At 55.6% G+C, this 25,485-nt stretch carries 22 protein-coding genes and 1 pseudogene; 18 read left to right on the top strand and 5 right to left on the bottom strand.

What is annotated here, in order from left to right:
• Positions 1-915, bottom strand: coding sequence for a 1-phosphofructokinase (gene pfkB / locus ACREYP_RS12185; protein WP_336818754.1), 915 nt, complete (start codon positions 913-915; stop codon positions 1-3).
• A 24-nt stretch (positions 916-939) separates the two neighbouring features.
• Positions 940-1,794 carry a tagatose bisphosphate family class II aldolase gene (locus tag ACREYP_RS12180; protein WP_008459225.1) on the bottom strand — a complete coding sequence of 285 codons (855 nt, stop codon included), beginning with the start codon at positions 1,792-1,794 and terminating at the stop codon, positions 940-942.
• A 352-nt stretch (positions 1,795-2,146) separates the two neighbouring features.
• Here ACREYP_RS12180 and ACREYP_RS12175 point away from each other — a divergent pair, with 352 nt between their 5' ends.
• From ACREYP_RS12175 to paaY, 8 genes are all read left to right on the top strand, one after another.
• On the top strand, positions 2,147-2,941 hold the full coding sequence (locus tag ACREYP_RS12175; RefSeq protein WP_336818794.1) for a DeoR/GlpR family DNA-binding transcription regulator: 795 nt from the start codon (positions 2,147-2,149) through the stop codon (positions 2,939-2,941).
• Between the two features lie 10 nt (positions 2,942-2,951).
• Positions 2,952-3,905 (top strand): sugar kinase, encoded by a 954-nt coding sequence (locus tag ACREYP_RS12170; RefSeq protein WP_008459223.1) that lies wholly within the window; start codon positions 2,952-2,954, stop codon positions 3,903-3,905.
• Positions 3,906-3,979: 74 nt separating this feature from the next.
• Complete coding sequence (locus ACREYP_RS12165) at positions 3,980-5,377, top strand: ATP-binding protein (protein WP_336818753.1); 1,398 nt, start codon at positions 3,980-3,982, stop codon at positions 5,375-5,377.
• The gene (locus ACREYP_RS12160) at positions 5,364-6,026 is read left to right on the top strand and encodes a response regulator transcription factor (RefSeq protein WP_336818752.1); all 663 of its coding nucleotides are present in this window, start codon (positions 5,364-5,366) and stop codon (positions 6,024-6,026) included. The genes ACREYP_RS12165 and ACREYP_RS12160 overlap by 14 nt, the downstream gene beginning before the upstream one ends.
• Positions 6,023-6,841 (top strand): DUF2861 family protein, encoded by an 819-nt coding sequence (locus ACREYP_RS12155; protein WP_336818751.1) that lies wholly within the window; start codon positions 6,023-6,025, stop codon positions 6,839-6,841. Before ACREYP_RS12160 ends, ACREYP_RS12155 begins: the two co-directional genes overlap by 4 nt.
• An 89-nt stretch (positions 6,842-6,930) precedes the next feature.
• Positions 6,931-8,118, top strand: coding sequence for a glycoside hydrolase family 5 protein (locus ACREYP_RS12150; protein WP_336818750.1), 1,188 nt, complete (start codon positions 6,931-6,933; stop codon positions 8,116-8,118).
• Between the two features lie 126 nt (positions 8,119-8,244).
• Entirely contained in the window at positions 8,245-9,171 is a 927-nt protein-coding gene (paaX, locus tag ACREYP_RS12145; protein ID WP_008459212.1) for a phenylacetic acid degradation operon negative regulatory protein PaaX, read from the top strand.
• Between the two features lie 14 nt (positions 9,172-9,185).
• Positions 9,186-9,782 carry a phenylacetic acid degradation protein PaaY gene (paaY, locus tag ACREYP_RS12140; RefSeq protein ID WP_336818748.1) on the top strand — a complete coding sequence of 199 codons (597 nt, stop codon included), beginning with the start codon at positions 9,186-9,188 and terminating at the stop codon, positions 9,780-9,782.
• A gap of 123 nt (positions 9,783-9,905) precedes the next feature.
• Here paaY and azoR read toward each other — a convergent pair whose 3' ends face one another.
• Positions 9,906-10,511 (bottom strand): FMN-dependent NADH-azoreductase, encoded by a 606-nt coding sequence (azoR, locus tag ACREYP_RS12135; RefSeq protein WP_008459208.1) that lies wholly within the window; start codon positions 10,509-10,511, stop codon positions 9,906-9,908.
• A 213-nt stretch (positions 10,512-10,724) separates the two neighbouring features.
• On the opposite strand from azoR, the gene hrpA reads away from it, so the two are divergent.
• On the top strand, positions 10,725-14,624 hold the full coding sequence (hrpA, locus tag ACREYP_RS12130) for an ATP-dependent RNA helicase (RefSeq protein WP_498880879.1): 3,900 nt from the start codon (positions 10,725-10,727) through the stop codon (positions 14,622-14,624).
• A 33-nt stretch (positions 14,625-14,657) separates the two neighbouring features.
• On the opposite strand, the gene ACREYP_RS12125 is transcribed toward hrpA, so the two are convergent.
• Both ACREYP_RS12125 and ACREYP_RS12120 read right to left on the bottom strand, forming a co-directional pair.
• Positions 14,658-15,314 (bottom strand): O-methyltransferase, encoded by a 657-nt coding sequence (locus tag ACREYP_RS12125; RefSeq protein ID WP_336818747.1) that lies wholly within the window; start codon positions 15,312-15,314, stop codon positions 14,658-14,660.
• A gap of 66 nt (positions 15,315-15,380) precedes the next feature.
• Entirely contained in the window at positions 15,381-17,678 is a 2,298-nt protein-coding gene (locus tag ACREYP_RS12120; RefSeq protein WP_336818746.1) for an FdhF/YdeP family oxidoreductase, read from the bottom strand.
• A gap of 186 nt (positions 17,679-17,864) precedes the next feature.
• Here ACREYP_RS12120 and ACREYP_RS12115 point away from each other — a divergent pair, with 186 nt between their 5' ends.
• The 9 genes and pseudogenes from ACREYP_RS12115 (at position 17,865) to cybB (ending at position 25,484) form a co-directional block, all read left to right on the top strand.
• Positions 17,865-18,407 carry a GNAT family N-acetyltransferase gene (locus ACREYP_RS12115; RefSeq protein WP_008459201.1) on the top strand — a complete coding sequence of 181 codons (543 nt, stop codon included), beginning with the start codon at positions 17,865-17,867 and terminating at the stop codon, positions 18,405-18,407.
• A 397-nt stretch (positions 18,408-18,804) separates the two neighbouring features.
• Entirely contained in the window at positions 18,805-19,056 is a 252-nt protein-coding gene (locus ACREYP_RS12110) for an HTH domain-containing protein (protein ID WP_008459199.1), read from the top strand.
• Between the two features lie 106 nt (positions 19,057-19,162).
• The gene (locus ACREYP_RS12105) at positions 19,163-20,812 is read left to right on the top strand and encodes an EAL domain-containing protein (RefSeq protein ID WP_166992735.1); all 1,650 of its coding nucleotides are present in this window, start codon (positions 19,163-19,165) and stop codon (positions 20,810-20,812) included.
• A gap of 164 nt (positions 20,813-20,976) precedes the next feature.
• On the top strand, positions 20,977-22,671 hold the full coding sequence (locus ACREYP_RS12100) for a methyl-accepting chemotaxis protein (protein WP_008459195.1): 1,695 nt from the start codon (positions 20,977-20,979) through the stop codon (positions 22,669-22,671).
• Between the two features lie 124 nt (positions 22,672-22,795).
• Complete coding sequence (locus ACREYP_RS12095; RefSeq protein WP_008459193.1) at positions 22,796-23,074, top strand: VF530 family protein; 279 nt, start codon at positions 22,796-22,798, stop codon at positions 23,072-23,074.
• A gap of 2 nt (positions 23,075-23,076) precedes the next feature.
• A pseudogene (fos, locus tag ACREYP_RS12090) lies at positions 23,077-23,475 on the top strand (fosfomycin resistance glutathione transferase); the annotation flags it as partial.
• Positions 23,467-23,922, top strand: a complete 456-nt coding sequence (locus tag ACREYP_RS12085) for a GNAT family N-acetyltransferase (protein WP_336818793.1) — start codon at positions 23,467-23,469, stop codon at positions 23,920-23,922. The pseudogene fos and the gene ACREYP_RS12085, both read left to right, overlap by 9 nt.
• Before the next feature lie 86 nt (positions 23,923-24,008).
• Entirely contained in the window at positions 24,009-24,803 is a 795-nt protein-coding gene (locus tag ACREYP_RS12080) for a YdcF family protein (protein ID WP_336818745.1), read from the top strand.
• Positions 24,804-24,947: 144 nt separating this feature from the next.
• Positions 24,948-25,484 carry a cytochrome b561 gene (gene cybB, locus ACREYP_RS12075; RefSeq protein WP_166992723.1) on the top strand — a complete coding sequence of 179 codons (537 nt, stop codon included), beginning with the start codon at positions 24,948-24,950 and terminating at the stop codon, positions 25,482-25,484.
• Position 25,485 lies beyond the last annotated feature (1 nt).

The following is a 25,485-nucleotide window of genomic DNA, read 5'->3' as shown; positions in this document are numbered from 1 at the left end:
TTATAATTGGACGATTTGAACCTGTTGTAATAATGCTTCCAGACGATTGAGTTTCCCGAGGCCGGCAGACGCGGCGACGTCCGCACCCGTGGCGCTGGCGAGGGCTAGTGCCTCGGGAATGTCTTCACCATTCAGCCAATGGCTGAGAAATGCCGCTAGCGCGGCGTCCCCAGCACAGGCTGAACTGACCAGCTCTATTTCGGGCGCGGAGGCGAACCACAGCTGACAACCGTCGGAAAAATAGAGCCCTTTTGCGCCGAGGGTTAATAACACATTACGTGCGCCCAACTGATGTAATGTCTGCATCGCCTCGCGCACCTGTTGGATGCTTTCCACCTGAAGATTGAATATTTCTTTTAATTCATCGTCATTGGGTTTGATCAGCAGGGGATTAAGCTCAAGTAACTGCCGCAGCGCAGGGTGGCTGATGTCCAGAATGACTTTTCCCCCGCGCTGTTTGCAGAGTGACATAACCTCCACATAAAACTGGCTTTCAATACCCGGCGGCAAACTGCCGCTAATCACTAAATAATCGCCCGGGCGGATGCAGTCCAGATGCCGAATAATCTGTTGTTTACATTCATCATCAATATGCGCCCCGGCATTGACCAACTTATATTCATTGTTGCCGTCATTTATAAACACATTAATTCGCGTAGGGGCCTGCACCCAGGATGGGGTAACGTTAATTTTTTGTTTTTTAAGTTCCTCCACAATATAGCGCCCGGTAAATCCGCCGAATATGCCCATGACGTGGGTCGGCTGCTGAAAGTGCTTCAGGACCAAAGAAACGTTAACGCCTTTGCCGTTAGGACAATATTCCGTGCGCTGGGTGCGGTTCACGCTAGAAGGCTGCAGAGAGCCGCAAAAAATATTCATATCAATCGCGGTGTTTAAAGTCAGGGTATGGATCACGACATTGCTCCTTGCGTCCGTGGGTTAGCGCTGTCCTTCACAACCACAGACATGAATGACTTTACGGACGACTTCTTTCATCGCCTGTTTGGCAGGCTGCATGTAATGCCGGGGATCGTTAGCCCCAGGCTGCTCGATGAAGTACTGCTTTAGCGCGTCTGAAAACGCGATTTTCAGTTCGGTAGCGACGTTGACCTTACAGACACCGAGCGAAATAGCCCGGCGAATATCGCCCTCTGGCAGACCAGAAGCACCGTGTAATACCAGGGGAACATCCACGCATTCACGGATCGCCGCCAGACGATCGAAATCGAGCTTTGGTTCGGCGGCATAAAGCCCGTGAGCCGTCCCGATAGCTACTGCCAGGGAATCAATTCCGGTACGGGAGACAAACTCACGAGCCTGCTCCGGGTTGGTATACAGCGCATCTTTGGCGTCAACGACCAGATCGTCCTCTACGCCGCCCAGCCGCCCAAGCTCCGCTTCTACGCTGGCATCGTAGCGGTGACTCAGCTCTACAACGTTTTTCACCAGCGCAACATTCTCTTCAAAAGCATGATGCGACCCGTCAATCATTACTGAGCGGATCCCGGCCTGCACTTTACGGGTGATGTCCACGAGGTCTTCGTGGTGATCAAGGTGCAGCGCGAGTGGCTGATCCCAAAGTCTGGCCAGATCGCTGGCGATGGCGACAACGTTGCCGGTCCCGGCGTAGCTATAAGTGCCCGGCGTCCCGGCAAGGATCAGCGGGGAACGCATTTCAGCAGCCGTTTCCACCACCACCTGCATCGTTTCCAGATTGTGAATGTTAAATGCCGGTACGGCGTACCCCAGACGCTGAGCTTTTAACAACATGTTTTTGCTGGAAATAATATACATATTTGCTCCTTTTTGTTTAAAAATGAAATCGTTATTTGAGTGATAACTTACGTTTTGAAAGTAATTTAGCGATCCTATGCCTGTGTCGCTGTGATCGAAGCCACACAACGGCGATTTTATTTACTAAATGAAAGTTATTCGGTATTGATAATATTCATTTTTAAACATATTGTTGAGAGGTGTTTTCTGTTAATGCATTGAAATAAATGCTATTTGTTTGTTTTTATTTGTTGGGTGATAGACGGGAGTTTGACAAGAGAAAAGATAAATTTAAAAATGAAAGTTATTACTCGAATGACTTAAAAGGCACTCTACTGTGGCAAAACCGTCAACCAGCCTGCTGAAAAGACGCCTGGATATTGCAGAGATCGTCCGTAAAAACGGCGAAATTAAAGTAGATGATTTGGCGGAGATGCTTGCTGTGTCTGGCGTCACCATTCGAAACGATCTCAATTATCTGGAGCAACAAGGCTACCTGAAGCGCTCGTTTGGTGGCGCAATTTATACCGCCCAGCAGGGGGCACCGGTGGCTCAGCCCCGGGAACCTGCCGCCGTTGTGCATAAAGAGCTGGAAGCCGAAATGGCGCGCCAGGCTGCGGCCTTAATCAGCGAGGATGAAACCGTATTTTTAGGCCCTGGCTCTATTTTACGTAAAGTGATTCCTTTCCTTACGGGCTATGACGATCTGCGACTGTTGATGAATGACCTGGCGCACGTCTGTTTTGCGCAAGAGTTTCTTCCCGGTGAAAAGATCCTGCTTGGCGGCGTATTGAGCGGAGATGGAAACAGGGTCGAGGGTGAGGTGGCATTAAATGCGCTTCGCCATTACCGCCCGAGCCGCACGTTGATTGCCGTCGACCATATTGCAGAAGATGGCACGCTGAGCGTCAGAGATGCACCAAGCGCACGTCTGTTGGGTGAGGCCGTTGGGCAGAGCAAACACCTGATTGCCATCGTCGCCAACCGGCCCGTTTACGGCGAAAAACACTATGCCGTTGGCCAGCTCGCGCAGGCAAGCGGCCTCATTACGCCCCAGGTTGTGGCAGCGGAATACCATTCCCGCTTTCTCGCTGTGGGGCTGAGCAATAGCTACACCAACAATGAGTGCCTGACGTGGCTCAACCCAGCGCTGCAAAAAGCAAAATGAAGGAGCGGTGATGAACGTGACGATATGTACCATCGGCGAGCTGTTGGTGGAGTTTTTGGCCAAGAAAGAAAGTCAGGGCTTTTCGCAGCCGGGCGAATTCTGGGGGCCTTATCCCAGCGGTGCGCCAGCCATTTTTGCCGATCAGGTGGCTAAATTAGGATTCGGTTCGGTGCTGTTCAGCTGCGTCGGCAGCGATGCCTTTGGGGAGATGAATATTGCCCGGCTGGAAAAAGATGGGGTCGACGTGAACGGCATTACCGTCCTGCCAAAAGCCACAACTGGCAGCGCCTTTGTCAGTTACCGCACCCAGTCGCAGCGTGATTTTATTTTTAATCTGCCGAACAGCGCCTGCGGCTCGCTTACTGCCGACCATATCGACGACACCTTGCTTAACCAGTGCAATCATTTTCATATTATGGGCTCGTCGCTGTTTTCGTTTCGCATTATCGATGCCATGCGAAAGGCGATTGAAAACGTGAAGTCACGCGGCGGCACCGTCTCCTTCGATCCTAACATCCGGAAAGAGATGCTTAACATCCCGGAAATGTCACAGGCGTTTGAATATATCCTTGATTACACCGATATTTTCCTGCCGAGCGACGGGGAGTTAGATTACTTCGGGCGGCATCAGGGGGAGGATGAGCAACGGCTGGTGGACAATCTGCTCAAGCGCGGAGTGAAACACGTGGTGATCAAACGAGGGCCGCGAGGGGCGAGCTACTTCAGCGATCGGCAGACCTGGCATATACCCGGCTTTAACGTGTCGGTGGTTGACCCTACCGGGGCAGGTGACTGCTTTGGTGCCACGTTTGTCAGCCTGTTTTTGTCCGGCGTTCAGCCACAGGAAGCGTTGACCTGGGCCAATGCCAGCGGCTCGCTGGCAATTTCGCAGCGTGGTCCGATGGAAGGCACCTCCACCCGCTCGCAAATTGAAGCCTTTCTTGCGGCGCAATCGGCGAGATAAACATGCTGCCAGCCAGGCAGCTTTCCACCCCCTGATAAATTAAGGCCTTTCTCGTGACCCGGAGATTTGTCCCGTTGTTTCGTTACGCGATACTCTGGCTGTGTGCTGCCCTTTGGCTGCATGCTGGTTCGACTCGTGCGGCGGAACTTGACGAGGATCTGGCCCGCTTTAGCGCGGCGTTAAGCCAGGCAACTCCGGCGGCGCAAGTCTCGCTGCAAACCCTTCAGCAGCTTGATGCTACGTTGCTCAAGCCCGAATCCATGTATCCTCAGTTTCAGGCCTGGTCGCTGCCGGACCTCACGGCGTTTTACCACCTGGACAAGCGCTGTGCCAGCGGGGACGAGCTATCACCCTCGGTGAAATCATTTCTTGCCGCCTTATGCCAGCCGGACATTCCGCCTGCATCCTGGTTCGCCGCGAATCCGCTCTATCCGCTTGGGGGAAGCAGTGCCTGGCAGTACATCTTGCGTCATCCGGGCGCGGCAGCGGTGCTAAGAAACTCGCTGCATGTGCGGGAAAGACCTGACGACCTGGCGGGCATTGGCAGACTGTCCGATGACAATCTTGAGGCATTGCTTGGGGGCCAGCGCTGGCTGCTGCAAAACGGCCAACTCTGGCGATTCAGCCAGCAGCAATGGCAGCGTTATGAGGCAACGGTCTGGCAGCCTCTAGCCCGACAGTCCGATATCGAACTGGTTAATGCCGGGGGGCGCTGCGATATGTGGGCAGGGGCGCTGTGCGTCAATGCTCGGGAAGGTTATCGCGATGTCTGGCGCTGGCTTTTTGGCCTGCTGGCGCTGTTTACCGCGTCGGGGTTGATATGGATGGCCTGGCAGCGGAGGCAACTGCGTGAGCGTCAGCGCTTTATTACGCAAATGCTGACCCATGAGCTGCGTACGCCCATTGCCCAACTGAGCAACGTGGTCGAACATTTTCGCCGTGACTTCGACCAGTTGCCGGAAGGTGCCCAGCTTAATTTTGTGGCTCTGGCCGACACGCTGCAACGGATGCGGCAGATGGCCGATACCAGCAAACACTACCTGATAGCGGAGCATCAGCGGGAGGCGCTGGAAACGCCCACTCAGGTCCGGCTCAGCGACTGGCTCGATCATCTTTGTGCGGATCGGGACGGGCTGACGTACTGCCTGGAAGAAAACATGATCGTGGGCGTGTCGCTCTACTGGGGCAGCCTGTGTCTGACGAATTTACTGGATAATGCGTTCCGTCACGGAAAGCCTCCCGTGCACCTGACGGTGCATAAAAGTAGAACGCACCTTATTTTTCAGGTTAGCGATAGCGGAAACATCACTCAAAACCCGCTGCTGAACAGCCGCCGTTTACGCTGGTCAAGCAGCAGTCTGGGTCTTGGATTGACCATTGTTCAGCGGGTTGCTCGTCGCCTCAACGGAAAGTTGACGTTCAGCCCCGCGCCAACCACGTTTACCCTGGAGTTGCCGTATGATCCCGACTAAAGCGCTTACTTTATTGTTAATTGAGGATGATATCGCGCTGGGCGAAGGGCTGGCGACATTTTTGCAGCAGGAGGGGTTCAGCTGCCGCTGGCTGCGCAGCAGTGAACATGTTCTCGACCATTGGTATCAGACGGATTTGGCGATTCTCGACCGCCAGCTTCCCGAAGGCGACAGTCTTCGGCTTTTGCCTCAGTGGCTGGCAAAAAAAGCCCTGCCGGTGATCGTGCTGACGGCAAAAGTGAGCATTGAAGAGCGGGTGGCGGGGCTGGAGGCGGGCGCGCGTGACTATCTGAGCAAGCCGTTTGCCCACGTTGAACTGCTGGCTCGCATCCGGGCTCAGCTTCGCCCTTTAGGCGACGGGTTGCTGGTCTGCGGTGAACTCAGCTTACTTCCGGCGCGGCAAATTGCTACCTGGCAGGGTAAAGAGGCCGCGCTGACGGCAACCGAGTTTGCGCTGCTGGCGATGCTGATGCAGATGGCGGGACGCGTGTTTACCCGGGATGAATTGCTCAATCAGGTTTGGGGCTATCAAAGCTTTCCGTCAACCAGAACGGTGGATACGCATGTTTTACAGTTACGGCAAAAACTGCCGGGCCTGCCGATTGCGAGCGTGCGCGGGATTGGCTATCGGCTGGAGCTAGCGGAATGAAACTTCTCCTGTCAGCTCTGCTGATCGTCTTCTCGTTCAGCGTCGGTGCAACGTTGCCCCAAACGCCGCTGGAGCCCGTATATCATCAGCTGTTTAACCAGCGAGGCGACCTTGCTAACAGCCAGTTGATTGATGTCTGGCCGCGGCTGAATAGCGCGGCACAGCGGCTGGCCTGGAAAGAGGCGCTTAATGCCGTGGTCAGTCGGCAATGCGGCAAAGATCTTACTCCGGCGGTTCCTGAGTGGCTGGACGTCTTAACGCTCACGTTGATGCAGCGTGATATGCCGCTTAACCGAATTTATCGCATAACTTTGAGTGGAAAGAGCCCCCGCCAGGATATTAACGTTGCCCTGATGCTGCCCGATGGCAAAAAAGCGCTCGCCGCAATGCCGGTGCAGTATGAAGCGGCAGGTGAGTTTCGGGTCGAAAGCGAAGAGTTTACTCAGCCGCTGAGCGAAGGGGTTTATCTGCTGACCGTATCGAGCGGCGGGCAGCAATGGCAGCAGCCTCTGGCGTTACAAGGCCTTGACGGGTTAACGCAGATCCAGCTTCACGATCGCGCCATTACGCTCACTACGCCGCAGGTGTCTCCTGCCTGCCCCAAACCCTGGCTTGAGCAAACGTTGCTTAATCGCAGCGACTATAGCCAGATTTGGTGGGCAAAAAGCGACCAGCTGACGCTGATGCCCTGGCCTGCGAAGCCTGCCGAAAGCGTATGGGCCACGGTGGCCGTGGTCAGTGCGGAAAATCGGGGCAGCGTGGCGGTAAGAACCGAACACCGCCTCGCCGGTCCGCTGGCAACGATGAAAAACTAAGGCCTATACCGCTATCCTGACATTCCTCTGACAATCGACGCCCGCTAACCGGCAATACTGCAGCCTCTTTCGTTACTGAGGTATTTGTCATGAAACTCAAAGCACTTTGGGCAGGGCTGGCGCTGCTCTCTGGTTCCGCCTTTGCCATGGACAGCATCGCCTTCTGGAACTCGCCGCAGCACGGCGGCAACAGCTTTAACCGTCTGCCGCCCGATCAAGCCTATTTCACCGCTCTCAAAGGCTACGGTGCCAGTTGGGTACGGCTTTCGTGGGACAAATGGCGACCGGAACAACGTGATTTTTTGCTGGGTAATGCCGACAACTATCGGGGGCTGATGACGCAGGATCTCCGCATCCTCAAAGAGACGCTGGCGCGTGCTCACGCCGCCGGACTTAAAGTGGTGATTACGCCGCTGTCGCTGCCCGGTATGCGCTGGGCGCAAAACAATGATGGCCGTTTTGACGACCGGCTGTGGCAGGATAAACGTTACTGGCAGCAAAGCGCGCAGTTCTGGCGTGACCTTGCCGGGCAGCTAAAAGATAACCCGGCGATTGCCGCCTACAACCTGATCAATGAGCCTGCGCCGGAGAAGCGGGCTGGTCTCCCCGAACACGCCTCGCTGGAGGAAATGAAGGCCTGGTACAAAGCGCACCAGGGCACGGCCAGAGACTTGCCAGAGTTCTATCAAACCGTGATCAACGCGATTCGCGAAGTGGATAAGACGACGCCCATCATGGTGGATAGCGGCTGGTACGCCGCCGCCGACAGCTTTAGCTACTGGCCTTCCGCCCTGAGTGACGATCGCGTGCTTTACAGTTTTCATATGTACGAACCCTACGACGCGACCAGCGCGCCAAACCTCAAACGCCTGAAGCCGTATGTCTATCCGGGCGTTGTTCCTTTTGGCGGTAAACAGGAAAAATGGAACGGAGAGCGCGTGGCCGGGTATCTGCAGCAGCCATTCTGGTGGGCTAAGCAGCGAGGGGTGGCGCAGAATCGTATGGTGGCGGGGGAGTTTGGCTGTATGCGCCAGTTGGCCGGGTGTCGCCAGTATCTTGAGGATGTCCTCAGCGCGCTGGATAAAACACAGGCGCACTGGGCATTCTACAGCTTTCGCGAAGATGCCTGGGACGGCATGGATTATGAGCTGGGAAAAAGGAAAGTGCCTTGGTCTTACTGGCAGGCAATGGATGAACATAAGCCGGACACTTTACCGCGCCATGCCACGCCTGAGTTTGAGCCGATTAGCCGCCGACTGGGGCCGTCGACGCGTTAAGTTATGCGTTACGTTAAGATGAGTGATTTGAGATTTTTTGAATCATAACACCTAATTCAATGTGGGTCGTCCGCTTTATTATGCTATGTTTTTTCTCTGAAATTCCCATAGCGGCAATGAGGCAGGATGAGCAGCAAACTCGACACTTTTATTCAGCAGGCCGTCAGCGCCGTGCCCATCAGCGGCACGTCGCTGATTGTCTCTTTGTACGGCGATGCGCTGGCTCATCGAGGCGGCGAAATCTGGCTGGGTAGCCTCGCGGCGATGCTGGAGCCTTTGGGATTCGGTGAGCGTTTTGTTCGCACGTCGCTTTTTCGCCTCAATAAAGAGGGCTGGCTGGACGTGGAGCGAGTGGGGCGCCGCAGTTTTTATCGCCTGACCGATATGGGCCAAAGAATGACCCGCCGCGCTGAGTCGAAAATTTATCGCGCCGGACAGCCTGCCTGGGATGGAAAGTGGCTGCTGCTGCTTTCCGAAGGGTTGGAAAAAACCACGCTGCAACAGGTGAAAAAACAGCTCATCTGGCAGGGTTTTGGGGCGCTCGCGCCGAACCTGATGGCTTCGCCCTCGCAAAACCTCGCGGATATCCAAAGCCTGCTCCATGAGGCGGGCGTGGCTGAGCAGGTCATCTGTTTTGAGGCTGAATCCCCGCTGCAAACGTCCCGCGCAGCGCTGAGATCCCGCGTGGAAGAGTGCTGGTTGCTGACCGACAAAAACGAACGTTACGCTGAATTTATCAACTCTTTTCGCCCGCTTTTACCGCTGCTGCGTGAGGCGGGAAACGATGAGCTAACGCCGCAGCGCTGTTTTCACATTCAGCTGCTGCTGATCCACTTCTACCGCCGTGTCGTGCTGAAAGATCCGCTGTTGCCGGATGAACTGCTGCCGCCGCACTGGCTGGGGCAGAATGCCCGCCAGCTGTGCATCAATATCTATCAGCGGGTCGCCGCCGGCGCGCTTACCTACGTCAGCGAGCTGGGCGAAACCTCGGTGGGCGACTTGCCCGCCCCGGTGGGCGGTTACCAGAAGCGATTCGGTGGACTCAACCCCTAAAATAAGGAGCCCGTATGTCCATTTATCAGATTGATGGTCTGACGCCTGTCGTCCCGGAAGACAGCTATGTTCACCCGACGGCGGTGCTGATCGGCGACGTTATTCTCGGGCACCGCGTTTACATTGGCCCCAATGCTAGCCTGCGCGGTGATTTTGGGCGGATTATCGTCGAAGACGGAGCGAATGTGCAGGACAACTGCGTGATGCACGGTTTTCCTGAACAGGACACCATTGTTGAACAGGACGGCCACATCGGGCACGGCGCCATCCTACACGGCTGCCGCATTGGCAAAAATGCGCTGGTGGGCATGAACGCGGTGATTCTGGATGGGGCACAAATTGGTGAGAATTCGATTGTCGGCGCCGCGGCTTTTGTTAAAGGCAAGGCGGAATTTCCGGCGAATACGATGATTATCGGCAGCCCGGCGAAAGCGATACGTGAATTACGGCCTGAAGAGCTGGCCTGGAAGAAACAGGGCACGAAGGAGTACCAGGATTTAGTGATTCGCTGCCAGCAAACGATGCATCAGGTGGAGCCGCTGCGGGAGGTTGAGGCGGGGCGGAAGCGTCTGGTGTTTGAGGATTTGCATCAGCCTAAGAAAAGCTGTTAATTCCCCTCACCCCGGCCCTCTCCCCAAAGGGGCGAGGGAGAAAGCGGACCTGGAGAATAGTGTTTTTCCCCTCTCCCTTTTAGGGAGAGGGGAAGGGTGAGGGTCAGTCACCCAGAGCAAATCTTACGCAGCAACGATGCTGTCGATAGCCGCTTTCGCGTCAGTCTGTGCTTTAGCCGCTACTTCCGGGCCATAGCCAAAGCCTTCAGCAAACACGTAATTCACGTCGGTGATCCCGATGAAACCCAGGAACACGTTCAGGTAAGGCACCAGCAGATCGGTTGGGGTGTCTTTGTGGATCCCGCCGCGGCTGGTCACAACCAGAGCACGTTTACCGGTTACCAGGCCTTCAGGGCCTTTCTCGGTGTAGCGGAAGGTCACGCCAGCGCGAGCCACCAGGTCGAAATAGTTTTTCAGCTGGGTAGGGATGTTGAAGTTATACATTGGCGCGTTGAAGACAATCACGTCGTGCGCTTTCAGTTCGGCAATCAGTTCATCAGACAGCGCCAGAGCTTCCTGCTGACGTGGGGTCAGCGCGGCATCGGAAGGGCGCAGAGCACCGACCAGTTCACCATCCAGCACTGGAATTGGGTTTGCTGCCAGGTCACGAACGGTGATTTCGTCAGCGCTGTGTTTTTCACGCCATTGTTCAACAAAATAGTCGGACAGTTGGTTGGACTGAGAGTAACCTGCCAGGATGCTGGATTTCAGAACTAATACTTTGCTCATGGGGTGATTCCTTAGTGTTTGGTCAGTCGGACAGTGTGCCCGTTCGTTAGGACTTACTGTATTCACAATCCGATGACAGAGATAGCGCAATATATCGAACCCTATATTCGAATTTATTGAACAAGGCGCTCGAAATCGGGGTGTGGTAAAATAGCGGAAATTGACGCCGTGACTTATCCGGTTGTGCCCGGTAGCGAAATAACGATAGATAAAATGGAAATGACAAAACCCTCGCTGTCCTCTTTGTTCGCCCGTCTTGACGGGCTGATGCTCCGCGACAGACAACGCTTTTCTCGCCGCCTGCACGGCGCGAAGAAAATTAAAAATGCTGACGCTCAGCAGGCCTTATTCGACACTCTGGCCGCAGAAATTGACGCCGCAGCGGGCAAAGTACAGCTGCGTGAAGCCGCGCGCCCGGCGATTACCTACCCTGAAAATCTTCCGGTCAGCCAGAAGAAACAGGACATTCTGAACGCCGTGCGCGACCACCAGGTGGTGATCGTGGCGGGTGAAACTGGCTCCGGCAAAACCACTCAGCTGCCAAAAATTTGTATGGAGCTGGGGCGCGGTGTTAAAGGGCTGATCGGCCACACTCAGCCTCGCCGTCTGGCGGCGCGTACCGTGGCTAACCGTATTGCGGAAGAGCTGCAAACCGAACCCGGCGGCTGCGTAGGTTATAAAGTGCGTTTCTCCGACCACGTCGGCGACAACACGATGGTCAAACTGATGACGGACGGGATCCTGCTGGCGGAAATTCAGCAGGACAGGCTGTTGATGCAGTACGACACCATCATCATCGATGAAGCGCACGAACGCAGCCTGAATATCGACTTCCTGCTGGGTTACCTGCGTGAACTGCTGCCGAAGCGGCCCGATCTTAAAATCATTATTACCTCGGCGACTATCGATCCGGAGCGTTTCTCGCGCCACTTCAATAACGCGCCAATTATCGAAGTGTCAGGCCGTACTTACCCGGTAGAAGTGCGCTACCGCCCGATGGTGGAAGACAATGACGATGTCGATCGCGATCAGCTGCAGGCGATTTTCGACGCGGTGGATGAGCTGGGCCACGAAAGTTCGGGCGATATCCTGATCTTTATGAGCGGCGAGCGTGAAATTCGCGACACCGCTGATGCGCTAACTAAGCTCAACCTGCCGCATACGGAAATTCTGCCGCTCTATGCACGTCTGTCCAACAGCGAGCAGAACCGCGTTTTCCAGGCGCACGTCGGGCGGCGCATTGTGCTGGCGACCAACGTCGCGGAAACCTCGCTGACGGTGCCGGGGATTAAATACGTTATCGACCCAGGTACGGCACGTATTAGCCGCTACAGCTACCGCACTAAGGTTCAGCGCCTGCCGATTGAGCCGGTGTCTCAGGCTTCGGCCAACCAGCGTAAAGGCCGCTGTGGCCGCGTATCGGAAGGGATCTGTATTCGTCTTTATTCCGAAGATGATTTCCTGTCGCGCCCGGAATTTACCGACCCGGAAATTCTGCGCACCAACCTGGCGTCGGTCATTCTGCAAATGACGGCGCTGGGCCTGGGGGATATTCAGGCGTTTCCGTTCGTAGAGGCGCCGGACAAGCGCAACATTCAGGACGGCGTGCGCCTGCTTGAAGAGCTGGGCGCCATTACCAGCGATGAAGACCATAGCGTTTACAAACTGACGGCCTCTGGCCGCCAGCTTTCGCAGCTGCCTGTCGATCCGCGCCTCGCTAAAATGGTGCTGGAAGCGCAGAAATTTGGCTGCGTGCGTGAGGTGATGATCATTACTTCCGCGCTGTCGATTCAGGATCCGCGCGAGCGGCCGATGGATAAACAGCAGGCATCTGACGAGAAACATCGCCGCTTCCACGACAAAGAGTCTGATTTCCTGGCCTACGTGAATCTGTGGAATTACCTCGGCGAGCAGCAAAAAGCACTCTCTTCGAACCAGTTCCGCCGCCAGTGCAAGCTGGACTTCCTCAACTACCTGCGCGTCCGCGAATGGCAGGATATTTACACCCAGCTGCGCCAGGTGGTGAAAGAGCTTGGCCTGCCGGTGAACAGCGAGCCGGGGGACTTCCGCTCGGTGCACTCGGCGCTGCTGACGGGGCTATTGTCCCACATCGGGCAAAAGGACACGGAAAAGCAGGAATACACAGGGGCGCGCAACGCCAGATTTTCCATCTTCCCTGGCTCGGGCTTATTTAAAAAGCCGCCGAAGTGGACGATGGTAGCCGAGCTGGTGGAAACCAGCCGCCTGTGGGGGCGCATTGCCGCCCGGATAGACCCGGAGTGGATTGAGCCGCTGGCACAGCATCTGATTAAGCGCTCCTACAGCGAACCGCACTGGGAGAAAGCCCAGGGCGCGGTAATGGCGCAGGAAAAAGTGACTCTGTATGGCCTGCCGATTGTGGCGGCGCGGAAAGTGAATTACAGCGATATCGATCCGGCGCTGTGCCGTGAGCTGTTTATACGTCATGCGCTGGTTGAAGGCGACTGGCAAACCCGTCACGCGTTCTTCCGCGATAACCTCAAGCTGCGGGCAGAAATCGAAGATCTGGAGCATAAATCCCGCCGCCGCGACATCCTGGTGGATGACGAAACGCTGTTTGAGTTTTATGACCAGCGCATCGCCCATGATGTAATTTCCGCACGCCACTTCGACAGCTGGTGGAAAAAGACCAGCCGCGAAACGCCGGATCTGCTGAACTTTGAAAAAAATATGCTGATCAGGGAAGGCGCGGAGCAGGTCAGCAAGCTGGACTATCCGAACTTCTGGCATCAGGGCAACCTCAAGCTGCGGCTGACTTACCAGTTTGAGCCAGGTGCGGACGCCGACGGCGTGACGGTGCATATCCCGCTGCCGCTGCTGAACCAGGTTGAAGAGTCAGGTTTTGAGTGGCAAATCCCTGGCGTGCGCCGGGAGCTGATTATTGCCCTGATCAAATCGCTGCCGAAGCCGGTGCGCCGCAATTTTGTGCCGGCCCCGAACTATGCGGAGGCGTTTTTAGGCCGGGCTACGCCGCTGGAACTGCCGCTGCTGGACAGCCTGGAGCGCGAATTCCGCCGCATGGCGGGCGTCACCATAGACCGGGAAGACTGGCACTGGGATCAGGTACCCGATCACCTAAAAATGACCTTCCGCGTGGTGGACGAGCACAATAAGAAGCTCAAAGAGGGCAAAAACCTCAGCGAGCTGAAAGGCGGCCTGAAGGATAAAGTGCAGCAGACGCTGTCCGCCGTGGCGGATGACGGCATCGAGCAGAGCGGGCTGCACATCTGGAGCTTCGGCTCGCTGCCTGAAAGCTATGAGCAGAAACGCGGCAATTACCGGATGAAAGCCTTCCCGGCGCTGGTGGATGAAAAAGAGAGCGTGGCGATTAAGCTGTTTGATAACCCGCTCGAGCAGCAGCAGGCGATGTGGCGCGGGCTGCGCCGTCTGCTGTTGCTGAATATCCCGTCGCCGGTGAAATATCTGCACGAAAAGCTGCCGAACAAAGCCAAGCTGGGTCTTTATTTTAACCCGTACGGCAAGGTACTTGAGCTTATCGACGACTGCATTTCCTGCGGTATTGATAAGCTGATTGCGCAAAACGGCGGGCCGGTCTGGAGTGAAGAAGGCTTTGCCGCACTACACGAGAAAGTGCGCGCCGAGCTGAACGACACGGTGGTTGAGATTGCTAAGCAGGTGGAGCAGATCCTCACGGCGGTGTTTAACATCAACAAACGGCTGAAAGGGCGCGTGGACATGACCATGGCGCTTGGCCTGTCGGATGTTAAGGCGCAGATGAGCGGCCTAGTTTATCGTGGTTTTGTCACCGGCAACGGCTATAAACGCCTCGGCGATACGCTGCGCTATCTGCAGGCAATCGAAAAACGGCTGGAAAAAATGGCTATCGATCCGCACCGCGATCGCGCGCAGATGCTCAAGGTGGAAAGCGTGCAGCAGGCCTGGCAGCAGTGGCTGAACAAGCTGCCGCCGGCCAGCCGCGAAAACGAAGAGGTGCAGGAGGTCCGCTGGATGATCGAGGAGCTGCGCGTCAGTTATTTTGCTCAGCAACTTGGGACCCCGTACCCGATTTCCGATAAGCGTATTTTGCAGGCCATGGAGCAGGTCGCACTTTGAACCCAGGCCCTTTCCTCAGGAAAGGGCCTGCCGCTATTTCACTCTTGCCAGCGTAAAACCATCCCAGCCTTTACTGCCGACCGTTTGGAGTGCGGTGGCAGAAAGGCGCGGGTTGTTGCCCATCAGTTCAATAAAGGTGCGTACACCCTGGACGCGGTCATCAGTGCTTTCGGGGTTGGCAACCTCGCCGTCGCGGACCACGTTATCACCGATGATTAACGTCCCGGGACGCGAATATTTCAATGCCCACTCCAGATAAACCGGGTTGTTCGGCTTATCGGCATCAATAAAAATCACATCGAACGGTGCGTCGTGGCCTAAACCGGCCAGCGTTTCTGCCGCTGGGCCAACATGCAGGTCAATCTGTTTTTCCAGCCCGGCAAGCTGAATGTTCCTTTGCGCAACTTCGGCATGATGAGGGTCGGCTTCAAGGGTGATTAGCTTCCCGTCAGCGGGCAATGCTCTTGCCATCCAGACGGAGCTGTACGCGCCCAGCGTCCCAATTTCCAGAATCTTTCTCGCGCCGGCCATCTCCACCAGCAATTGCAGGAATTTCCCCTGGTTCGGGGCCACATCGTGGGCAGGCAGCCCGGCGGCATGATTATTGGCCAGAATTTGCTGGAAAACAGCATCGGAAGGGATCAGGGAATGAACGAGGTACTCATCAACATCGGACCATTTTTTCTGCATCGCTTACTCCATGTTTAGAGATAACGTTTCCCTCTCGCTTTGCGGGAGAGGGAATGGGATATCCGATCAGGCAATACGCTGCGTATGCTCCGCTTCGCTGCGGGTGATTTTCACCGGCACGGATTTTGACGTCGGCGTGCCCGTCCCGTCCCCGACGCTGCCGAGCGGCACCAGCGGGTTGGTTTCCGGGTAATAGGCCGCGAGATTACCGCGCGGGATATCATAGGCCACCAGCTTAAAGCCGCTAACTTTACGGGTGATACCGTCATGCCAGATGGTTTCTATATCGACCTTATCGCCATCGTTCAGACCGAGTTCACCCATATCATCAGGGTGAATAAACAGGATTTCACGCTGGCCGTACACGCCGCGATAACGATCGTCGAGGCCGTAAATCGTGGTGTTGTACTGGTCGTGAGAGCGCATCGTTTGCAGCGTGAACGGGGCTTCCACACCTTGCCACAGCGAATCCGGCAGCGGGGCATTGCTGAACTCAGCCTTGCCGCTTGGCGTATTAAAGCGCAGTTCTGCCGCCGCGTTGCCCAGGTAGAATCCCCCAGGTTCTTCGCAGCGCTGATTGAAATCTTTAAAGCCAGGTAATGTGGCGGCGATGTGATCGCGAATCAGGTTGTAGTCGTCGGCCAGCGCCAGCCAGTCCAGTTTGCTTCTGCCCAGAACGGCATCAGCGATGCTGGCCACAATCGCGGTTTCAGAGCGCTGGGTGTCCGCAATCGGCTTGCCGATGCCTTCGGAGGCGTGAACCATGCTAAAGGAGTCTTCGACGGTGACAAACTGGCGGCCAGAAACCTGCATGTCTTCTTCGGTACGGCCAAGCGTCGGCAGGATCAGCGAGGCTTGACCCGGCACCAGATGGCTGCGGTTCAGCTTGGTGCTGATGAACACGGTCAGGCCGCAGCGGCTGATGGCTTCTTCCGTGCGCGGGCTGTCTGGCGCCGCAGCGGCGAGGTTGCCGCCAAGCGCAATCAGCACTTTGATTTCGTCGCGCAGCATCGCAGCCAGGGCTTCAACGGTATTGTGGCCATGTTCGCGCGGAGGCGTAAAATCAAAGTGTTTGGCCAGGTTATCGAGCAGGCTTACCGGCGGCTTTTCATCGATCCCCATCGTGCGGTTACCCTGCACGTTACTGTGGCCGCGCACGGGGCAAAGGCCCGCACCCGGACGGCCTAAATGGCCGCCCAGCAGCTGCAGGTTAACGATTTCCCGCACGGTATTCAGCGAGTGTTTGTGCTGGGTGATGCCCATAGCCCAGGTGAAAATCACCCGCTTTGAATGCTGCCAGATAGCCGCGGCGTCGCGAAGCTGGAGTTCGCTCAGGCCGGACTGCCGGGTAATTTTCTCCCAGCTGGTTTCATCGATGGCGGTAAACCAGGCTTCAACGCCGTGGGTATGGGCATCGATAAACGCCAGGTCAAACACGCCGTCTTCACCTTCGGTGATGAGGCGACGATGGGTTTCCAGCAGGGCTTTTGCCATGCCGCGTACCGCCGCCATGTCGCCGCCCAGATTTGGCTGGTAGTAGTTGGTGCTGATGGTGCCCGCCAGCGGGGTGATCACTTCCAGCGGTTTTTGCGGATCGGCGAAGCGTTCCAGGCCGCGCTCGCGCAGCGTATTGAAGGTGACTATTTGCGCCCCGTTTTCTGCCGCATGGCGCAGGCTGTGCAGCATTCGCGGGTGGTTGGTGCCGGGATTCTGACCAAACACAAAAATGGCATCGGCTTTGTCGAAATCATCCAGCCGAATAGTGCCTTTCCCGACGCCGATACTGCGTTTTAGCCCGCTGCCGCTGGCTTCATGGCACATGTTTGAGCAATCCGGGAAATTGTTTGTACCCAGCATGCGGCCAAAAAGTTGATAAAGATAAGAGGCCTCATTGCTGGCGCGGCCGGAGGTGTAAAGTTCAATCTGGTTGGGGTTATTCATCGCCTGAATATGTTGCGCAATCAGGCTCAGCGCGCTGGCCCAACTGATAGGCTCGTAGCGATCGGTTTGTGGATTGTAGCTGAGCGGTTCAGTCAGGCGGCCCTGATATTCAAGGAAGTAGTCGCTTTGCTGATAGAGTTTGCTGACGCTGTGCTGGGCAAAAAAGTCGCTGTCGATAAAGCGGCGAGTCGCTTCCCAGGTGACGGCTTTGGCGCCATTTTCGCAGAAGCTAAAGGTGCTTTTGTTATCATCCCCCCAGGCGCAGCCCGGGCAATCAAAGCCTTTGGCTTTGTTCATGCGCATCAGGTTGCGCAGGTTTTTCAGGGCATGTTTGCTGTCGATGACGAAGCGGGTGGTCGCTTCGAGAGAACCCCAGCCGCCCGCTGCGGCCTGGTAAGGCTTAATCGCCGATTTGAATTTCATATGGCAGGTGTCACTTGTTATGGTTGATTGCGCAATAACACAGATGAGTTGCTTACCTTTAGTTTACTCCTGATTAACATTTGTGGAAGCGCTAACGTCAATCGGCCATCAACGAAACGGCCAGGATTCACGGCAGCAGGCTGTTAAAATACCTGGCATTAATGCCAATCAATGAAGGGAATACTGATGTTGTATGCCAGTGATATTAGGGATATTGAAGAGCTGCAGCGCGTTGAGACAGCCGCTGCGCACCGCTTTCTTGCCGTGCCTGAACTGGCTTTTTTAGCCTCCGCTGGGGTAACGAGCAAGCAGACTCACGCCTCTGCCATCGAAAATAAGCTCGCCTGGAAGGTCGTCGGGAGCGACGGCAGGATCCAGGGTTTTTGCTACTGCGAGCGGCACGAGGATTCGCTTTATCTGGCGGAGATATCTACCCACCCGGATTTTCAGCGTCAGGGCGTAGGGGCTATGCTGCTGGCTGAGGTCAAACGCATGGGGCAGGCGCTTGGCGTAAGCCAAATCACGCTGACAACTTACAGAGATGTGAGCTGGAATGGCCCCTGGTATGTACGCCACGGTTTTGTCGTTATAAATGATGCGGAGTTAACGCCGGCGCTTGCTTGCTGCCTTGCGCACCAGCGCGAAGAAGGCCTGATGATTTTACCCCGTTGCGCAATGCGGTATTTACTCGGGGAGGGGAAGCCCCCGGTCGGTAAACCATTTTTGTAGCCGCGTGAGCTGGCGGATGTGGTAGCCGATGGCCAATTCTTCGTACAGCGTCGAGGGAGGCGTCAGCGGCGCGACATCGGGTCTGCCGCTCAGGATGGCCCGTCGTGCCTGACGCCAGGCCCGTTGTTTCATCTCAATTTCATCTGGCCTTGTTACCCGATGTTTACTCACGGTCATAGTCTGCCTACTTATTGTGAGGCGCGATTATACCCTGCAAAGCCGTCAATATGTTGTCCGATCTCCACGGGTGTTAATTTTCGTTCAAAAAAATCTAGTCTTGTCATAATGTTGCGTAATAATTACCCAGCAGACGCGCGATATATTCTGTCAATGGCTGACACGACCTGTCATTTGTTCGCGCTAACATTCCTGACACCGACTTGCAGGAGAAACACTCATGACCCCCCCCGAAAAAAGCACGCAGCTTGCCAACAGAATTGCCGGTATTTTTTGTGAAATGCTGAGCTGTGAGCGCGTGTCCCGTCATCAACTGGCCAGTAAATTTGGCGTAAGCGAACGGACGATATACCGGGATCTCCGGCGGCTAAGCAACTATGTTTATCATGTGGGGGACGATCAGTATGCCCTCAGCCTGGAAGTCACCCAGCAACTGGAAAACTATCTGCAACGAGTGAAGCGGGAAAAATGATCGGCTACAGGCGATAACGGGCTTAAAGCTTCATGGCTCCGCCGCCGATAATGCGATAAATTATTCTTTTTATTAACAAAATAACCACAATTAACTCAAGGGTAAGATGCGTACTGAAAGCTTAACTGATATCGCCTATCGTCACTTTGTGGAGAGCGTAAAAGACTACGCTATCTACATGCTGAACGTTGATGGCACCGTAGCCACCTGGAACGAGGGGGCGCTGCGAGCGAAGGGATATCTGCGCGAGGAGATTGTGGGGCAGTTTTTTGGCGTTTTCTACAGCGATGCGGAGCAAAAAAACGGGCTGCCCGAGCGTAATCTGAATATCGCACTTAAAAATGGAAAATTTGAAGGGGAAGGCTGGCGCTATCGCAAGGATGGCAGCCGGTTTTGGGCTCATGTGGTGATTGATGCCATCTATGATGAGCATCACACGTTGTTGGGCTATGCCAAAATTACGCGGGATATTAGCGAGCAGAAGGTCGTGATCGACAAAATCTCGTGGCTTGCTCGCTACGATGCGCTGACCGGGCTCCCTAACCGAGTCGAATTCTTCAGTTTTGTGGAGAAACTGTTCGCTGAGTCTGACTATAACCACATTGCTATTTGCACTGTTGATCTCGATAAATTCAAAGAGATCAACGATACCGAAGGGCATCTGGTGGGTGACCAGCTTTTGCAGCGGGTTTCGTCCTCAGTGCTTAAAGCGATGGAAAAAGATGAGATAGTTGCCCGCTTTGGTGGCGACGAATTTGTCGCCGCGAAGCCTTACAACCACGACGACGAACTGCGTAATTTCACCGAGCGCTTGCACAGCTGTTTTGTCGGCAAACAGATTTTTGCCCACAGCGAAATTACCGTTAGCGCCAGTATCGGCGTGGCGGTTTACCCGGATGACGCCACGGACATCAATACGCTTATCAGCAATTCAGATCTGGCGATGTACCGTGCCAAAGCTAATCTGGATAACAAGATCTGCTGGTATGAAAAAGACATGGACGAAAAAACGCGGCTGCGTAACCTGATGGCCGCGGATATTCGCCGTGGGATCAAAGAAGGGCAGTTCTTCATTCATTACCAGGAGAAACGCTCGCTGAAAGATAAGGCGATTACCGGCTATGAAGCGCTGCTGCGCTGGAATCACCCGGAGCAAGGACTGATTCCACCTGATGAATTTATCCCTATTGCCGAGGAAAGCGGGGCCATTGTTCCGCTGGGCTATTGGGTGATTGAAACGGTATGTAAAGAGTCGCTTGCCAACAAGCTGGACAAAAAAATCTCGATCAATATTTCTCCAGTGCAGCTGCGTAATCTCAGCTTTATCGACAATGTCCGTGACATTCTCATGCGAACGGCGTGGCCAATAACGCTGCTTGAGTTTGAGGTGACGGAGACGGCGTTCATCATTAATAAAAAGCTGACGTTTAATATCCTGCATCAGTTCCAGAAAATGGGGATCAGCATTGCGCTGGATGATTTTGGTACCGGATATTCTTCTTTGAGCACGCTGCGGGAGTTCCATTTTGACGTTATTAAACTGGATCGTAGCTTCCTGACGAACGTTGAAAGTAACTTCCAGGCGCGTTCCTTCGTTCGGGCGATCATTTCGCTCGGCAACTCCATCAATACGCCGCTAATCGCCGAAGGAGTGGAAACCAACGAGCAGCTACGTATTCTGGAGGAAGAAGGGTGTACCGAAATTCAGGGCTTCCTGTTTGGACAGCCGGTTGATATCAAAAATATTCATCGCTGAAAGGGCGGGCAGAATAGCGGCTGGCACAAACCTGTGATCCACTTAACTCTCCGGGACTTCTGTGAGCTTCATTAACGCAAATCTGTGACGTGGCGCGTAATGTTTTTCTGCGCCGGGGCCGATGACCTTTGAAGGGAATTCCCCATACAAAGAGAGTCACGGACATGTCGATAAAAACTCTGACCCCACAAAACGGCGTGCGCTTCTGGCATCACATCCGGCTGGTGCCGCTGTTTTCCTCTATCCTCGGCGGCATTCTGCTGCTGTTTGCGCTATGCATCGGTTTCGCCAGCTATTTTCTCATTCAGAGTGACCGTGCGCTTCAGGACGTCACCGAAGAAATCCAGGTGCGAATGGGGCTGGCGGACAGCGCCAACCACCTGCGTACGGCACGTATCAATCTGATCAACGCCGGAGCCGCAAGCCGCGTGGCGGATATGGATCAGGTTAAGCAGAACGTGGCCAATGCCGAAGGGCTTATCAAACAGGCGCAGGCTGGCTTCAGCGCCTATATGGCCCGCAAGGTAAAAACGCAGGCAGACCAGGCACTGGACAAAGTGCTGCAGGATGACTTTGCCGCCTACCTTGAAAAAGGGATGAAGCCAATGCTGAAGTTCGCCAAAAACGGCATGTTTGAGGCGATCATCACCCATGAAAGCGAAGTGGTGCGCAAGCTGGACGGCGATTACGATGCCAAACTGCAGCAGGCCGTCAATATTCGCACCGACCGCGCAAACGCCCTGAGAGAACAGGCCGACAGCCGCACCCGCACCAGCGTGGCGTTGATGGCCGGGGCCTTTGCGATTGCGCTGTTTATGACCGTGTTCACCTTCATCATGCTACGTCGCGTGGTGATTGGCCCGCTGCAGCGCGCCGCGAAGCGCATCGAGCACATCTCCGGGGGTGATTTGACCCTGCCAGCAGAGGCGACCGGCAACAGCGAAATTGGCAAACTCAGCCAGCACCTGCAGCATATGCAGCAGCAACTGGTCAGCACAGTCAGCACGGTGCGCGAAGGTGCCGAGGCTATCTATCAGGGCTCGAGTGAAATTTCCGCCGGCAATACCGATCTCTCTTCCCGCACCGAGCAGCAGGCGGCGGCCATTGAACAGACTGCCGCCAGCATGGAGCAGTTGACCGCCACGGTGAAACAAAACGCCGACAACGCCCACCACGCGACAAAGCTTGCGGAAGATGCCTCCCAGAAAGCCAGCGACGGCGGGCGTATTGTGTCGGGCGTGGTCAGCACCATGGACAACATTTCAGCCAGTTCGAAGAAAATCTCTGAGATCACCGCGGTGATTAACAGCATCGCTTTCCAGACCAACATTCTGGCGCTGAACGCCGCTGTGGAAGCGGCAAGGGCGGGGGAGCAGGGGCGAGGTTTCGCCGTGGTGGCAAGCGAGGTGAGAACGCTGGCACAGCGTAGCGCCCAGGCGGCAAAAGAGATCGAGGGGCTTATCAGCGAATCCGTGTCGCTGATTGACAGCGGCTCCCGCCAGGTGGCGCAGGCTGGCACCACGGTGACCGGAATTGTGGAGGCCGTCCGCCGCGTGACCGATATTATGCTGGAAATTGCCGCCGCTTCGGATGAGCAAAGCCGAGGCATTCAGCAGGTTGGGCAGGCGATACACGAAATGGATAACGTCACGCAGCAAAATGCCTCACTGGTGGAGGAGGCGTCAGCCGCCGCCGTTTCTCTGGAAGAGCAGGCCGCTCGCCTGACTGAGGCGGTCGGTACCTTCCGGCTGACGACAAGCTACGCCGCTGCGCCGCAAAAACATCCCGTTATTTCTTCCCCAACATCTGCCCCGCCGCGCCCGGCGACGGCGTCTGCCGATAACTGGGAAACCTTCTGATTTACCTCTCGCGGCTCAGCAATGGGCCGCCTCTCACTTCTTTTAGTTTCGCTCCGCACGCTGTTGCGCCATGCCTTTAGAATCAGTAAGGTGTGCGCAAATTGACGAAATAGCCGGAAAAAACATGAGTTCAAAAGATCCGCTGCACGGCGTGACGCTTGAAGCGTTGCTTAACGCTCTGGTCGAACGTTACGGCTGGGCCGAAATGGCGCGGCAGGTAAATATCAACTGCTTTAAAAGCGATCCCACCATTAAGTCCAGCCTGAAGTTCCTGCGCCGTACGCCCTGGGCGCGCAAAGAAGTGGAAGAGATGTACATCGCTTCTCTGGATGAGCCAGAGACCAGAAATGACGCACCGGCGGACAGCCCCTGGGCCAACTGGCAGGCCAAAAATAAGGAATAGCCATGCTAACTGGCCTGAATCACTTGACGCTTGCGGTGCGAGACCTGGCGCGGAGTCTGGCGTTTTATCAAAGCCTGCCGGGCATCAGGCTGCATGTGCGCTGGGAGGCCGGGGCTTATCTTTCCTGCGGTGACTTATGGCTGTGTCTTGCTCTGGACGCAAAGGCCGGTGAGCGGCCCGCGCATTATACCCACTACGCGTTCAGCGTGAGCGCAGAGGCCTTTCCCCGAACGGTTAAGGCGCTGGAACAGCAAGGCGCGCGGGTCTGGAAAGACAACCGCAGCGAAGGGCATTCCTTCTACTTTCTTGACCCGGACAACCACCAGCTTGAGCTGCACGTCGGGGATTTAGCCAGTCGGCTTGCGGCCTGCCGGGCAAAACCTTATCAGGGTATGACTTTTCAGGGCGTTGGCCTGACGGTGCGGCATGCCTCGCTGGAGGAGATCCTCGCGCTTTACCACCGCCTGCCCGAATTTGATGATTGTAGAAGCGTGGCGGATCTTCAGACTCGTCTCGCAACGAACCAAACCAGCCAGCTTATCGCCTGTGTCAACGGCGTTCCCGCCGGGTTTAAGCTCGGTTACGCGCTCGGTGAGACGGCATTTTACAGCTGGCTCGGCGGTGTTTTACCTGAGTTCAGGCGGGACGGCGTCGCTCAGGCTTTACTGGTCGAGCAGGAAAAATGGGCGATGGAACAGGGCTTCCGCACGCTGACCGTGAAAACTCGCAACAAATTTCGCGGCATGCTAATGATGCTGCTTAAAAACGGCTATCAGCTTATTGAGATTGAGCCGAAGGGCGACCCGGACGATTACCGCCTGCTGCTGCGCAAGTCGCTGGCAGCCTGAAACAGCCCTTTCAGTCGCATCTGATTGGCGTATAGCCTTGACCGGGCTAGGCTACACGCTGGTTTTTAACCAGGAGGATCCCGCTCATGATGACATCTCCAACCTTGAGTCAGCCGACAATTCAGGCCGTTAATACGCTCGGCCAGTGGCTGGCACAAAGCGATTTTACAGTCGCGCCGCAGGCACAGGATGCCGATCTGATTATCCTGGCCGGTAACGCCGTGATCCCAACCCTCGAGGCCGCGTGTGAGTTTGCCGCCAACAGTGAAAAACCGCTGCTCATTGCCGGCGGTATAGGCCATTCCACAACATACCTCTACGCGGAAATTGCTCGCCACCCGCGCTACAACACGATTCCAACCACCGGTCGTGCCGAAGCGGCGATCATCCAGGACATTGCCCACCAGTTCTGGAAAGTCCCGAACGAGAAAATTATCACCGAAGAGAAATCGACCAACTGTGGGGAAAACGCGCGGTTTAGCGTGGAGAAAATGGCCGAACATGGCCTGAGCCCCGAGCGTGTGCTGATTATTCAGGATCCGACCATGCAGCGCCGCACCGTGGCGACTTTTGCTCGGGTTTGGCAAGGCGACGCGCAGGCGCCGGAATGGCTAAGCTGGCCCGGTGTGGCTCCTGAATTAGTCGAGGGAGAACAGGGCACTGTTTTTGCCGGAGAAGCTGAAGGTTTATGGCCGATTGAGCGCTACGTTTCGCTGGCGCTGGGTGAAATCCCTCGCTTACGTGACGATGCAACCGGCTATGGCCCGCAGGGGCGGGACTTTATCGTTCACGTCGATATTCCCCCGCAGGTGATGGCCGCCTGGCATGCGCTCCAGCAGGACATGGCGCTAAGCGCATTGATTCGCCAGCGGGGGCTGTAATCCCTCGATCTTGCCCTGATAAACGTTATGGCTAAAAAATCACACGCTGAAACAAATTAACGCCCATAATATGTTGATGTTAATACTCTTTTAATGTTTCTTCGTTATCCTGGCATTCAACGTAATTTCAGGGCAGGGTCTCTCATGCGGACTAAATATACCTCGGTACAGATTTCGATCCACTGGCTGGTTTTTCTGCTGGTCGTGGGGGCTTATTGCGCCATGGAGCTGCGTGGCTTTGCCCCGCGCAGCTACCGGCCACTGATCAACGCCATTCATTTCACCTGCGGCATTTCCGTGCTGGGGTTGATGGTTGCCCGTCTGCTGGTGCGCATCAAATACCGCGCCCCGGCCATTGTGCCAAAGCCGCATCCGGCGGTGATCGGCATCTCTCATCTGGTCCACACGATTGTCTATCTGATGTTTATTGCGCTGCCGGTGCTGGGCTTCCTGGCAATGTACTATCGCGGCAGTGACTGGGTGGCCTTTGGGTTAAACATGCCGGTGGCGGCGGTGCCGGACGAAGACATGGAGTTTAGTCTCAAGTCCTGGCATGAACTCCTCGCCAACACCGGCTATTTCGTGATTGGCATCCACGCCTTCGGCGCGCTGTTTCACCATTACGTCTGGAAAGACAATACGCTGCTGCGGATGATGCCCGGCAAGCGCCAGCGGCCCTGAG

This window comes from Enterobacter sp. TMH.L2 (assembly GCF_050847315.1).
Taxonomy (GTDB): domain Bacteria; phylum Pseudomonadota; class Gammaproteobacteria; order Enterobacterales; family Enterobacteriaceae; genus Cedecea.
The sequence above is the reverse complement of the archived record's forward strand: the minus strand, read 5'-3'. Positions and strand labels throughout refer to the sequence as shown.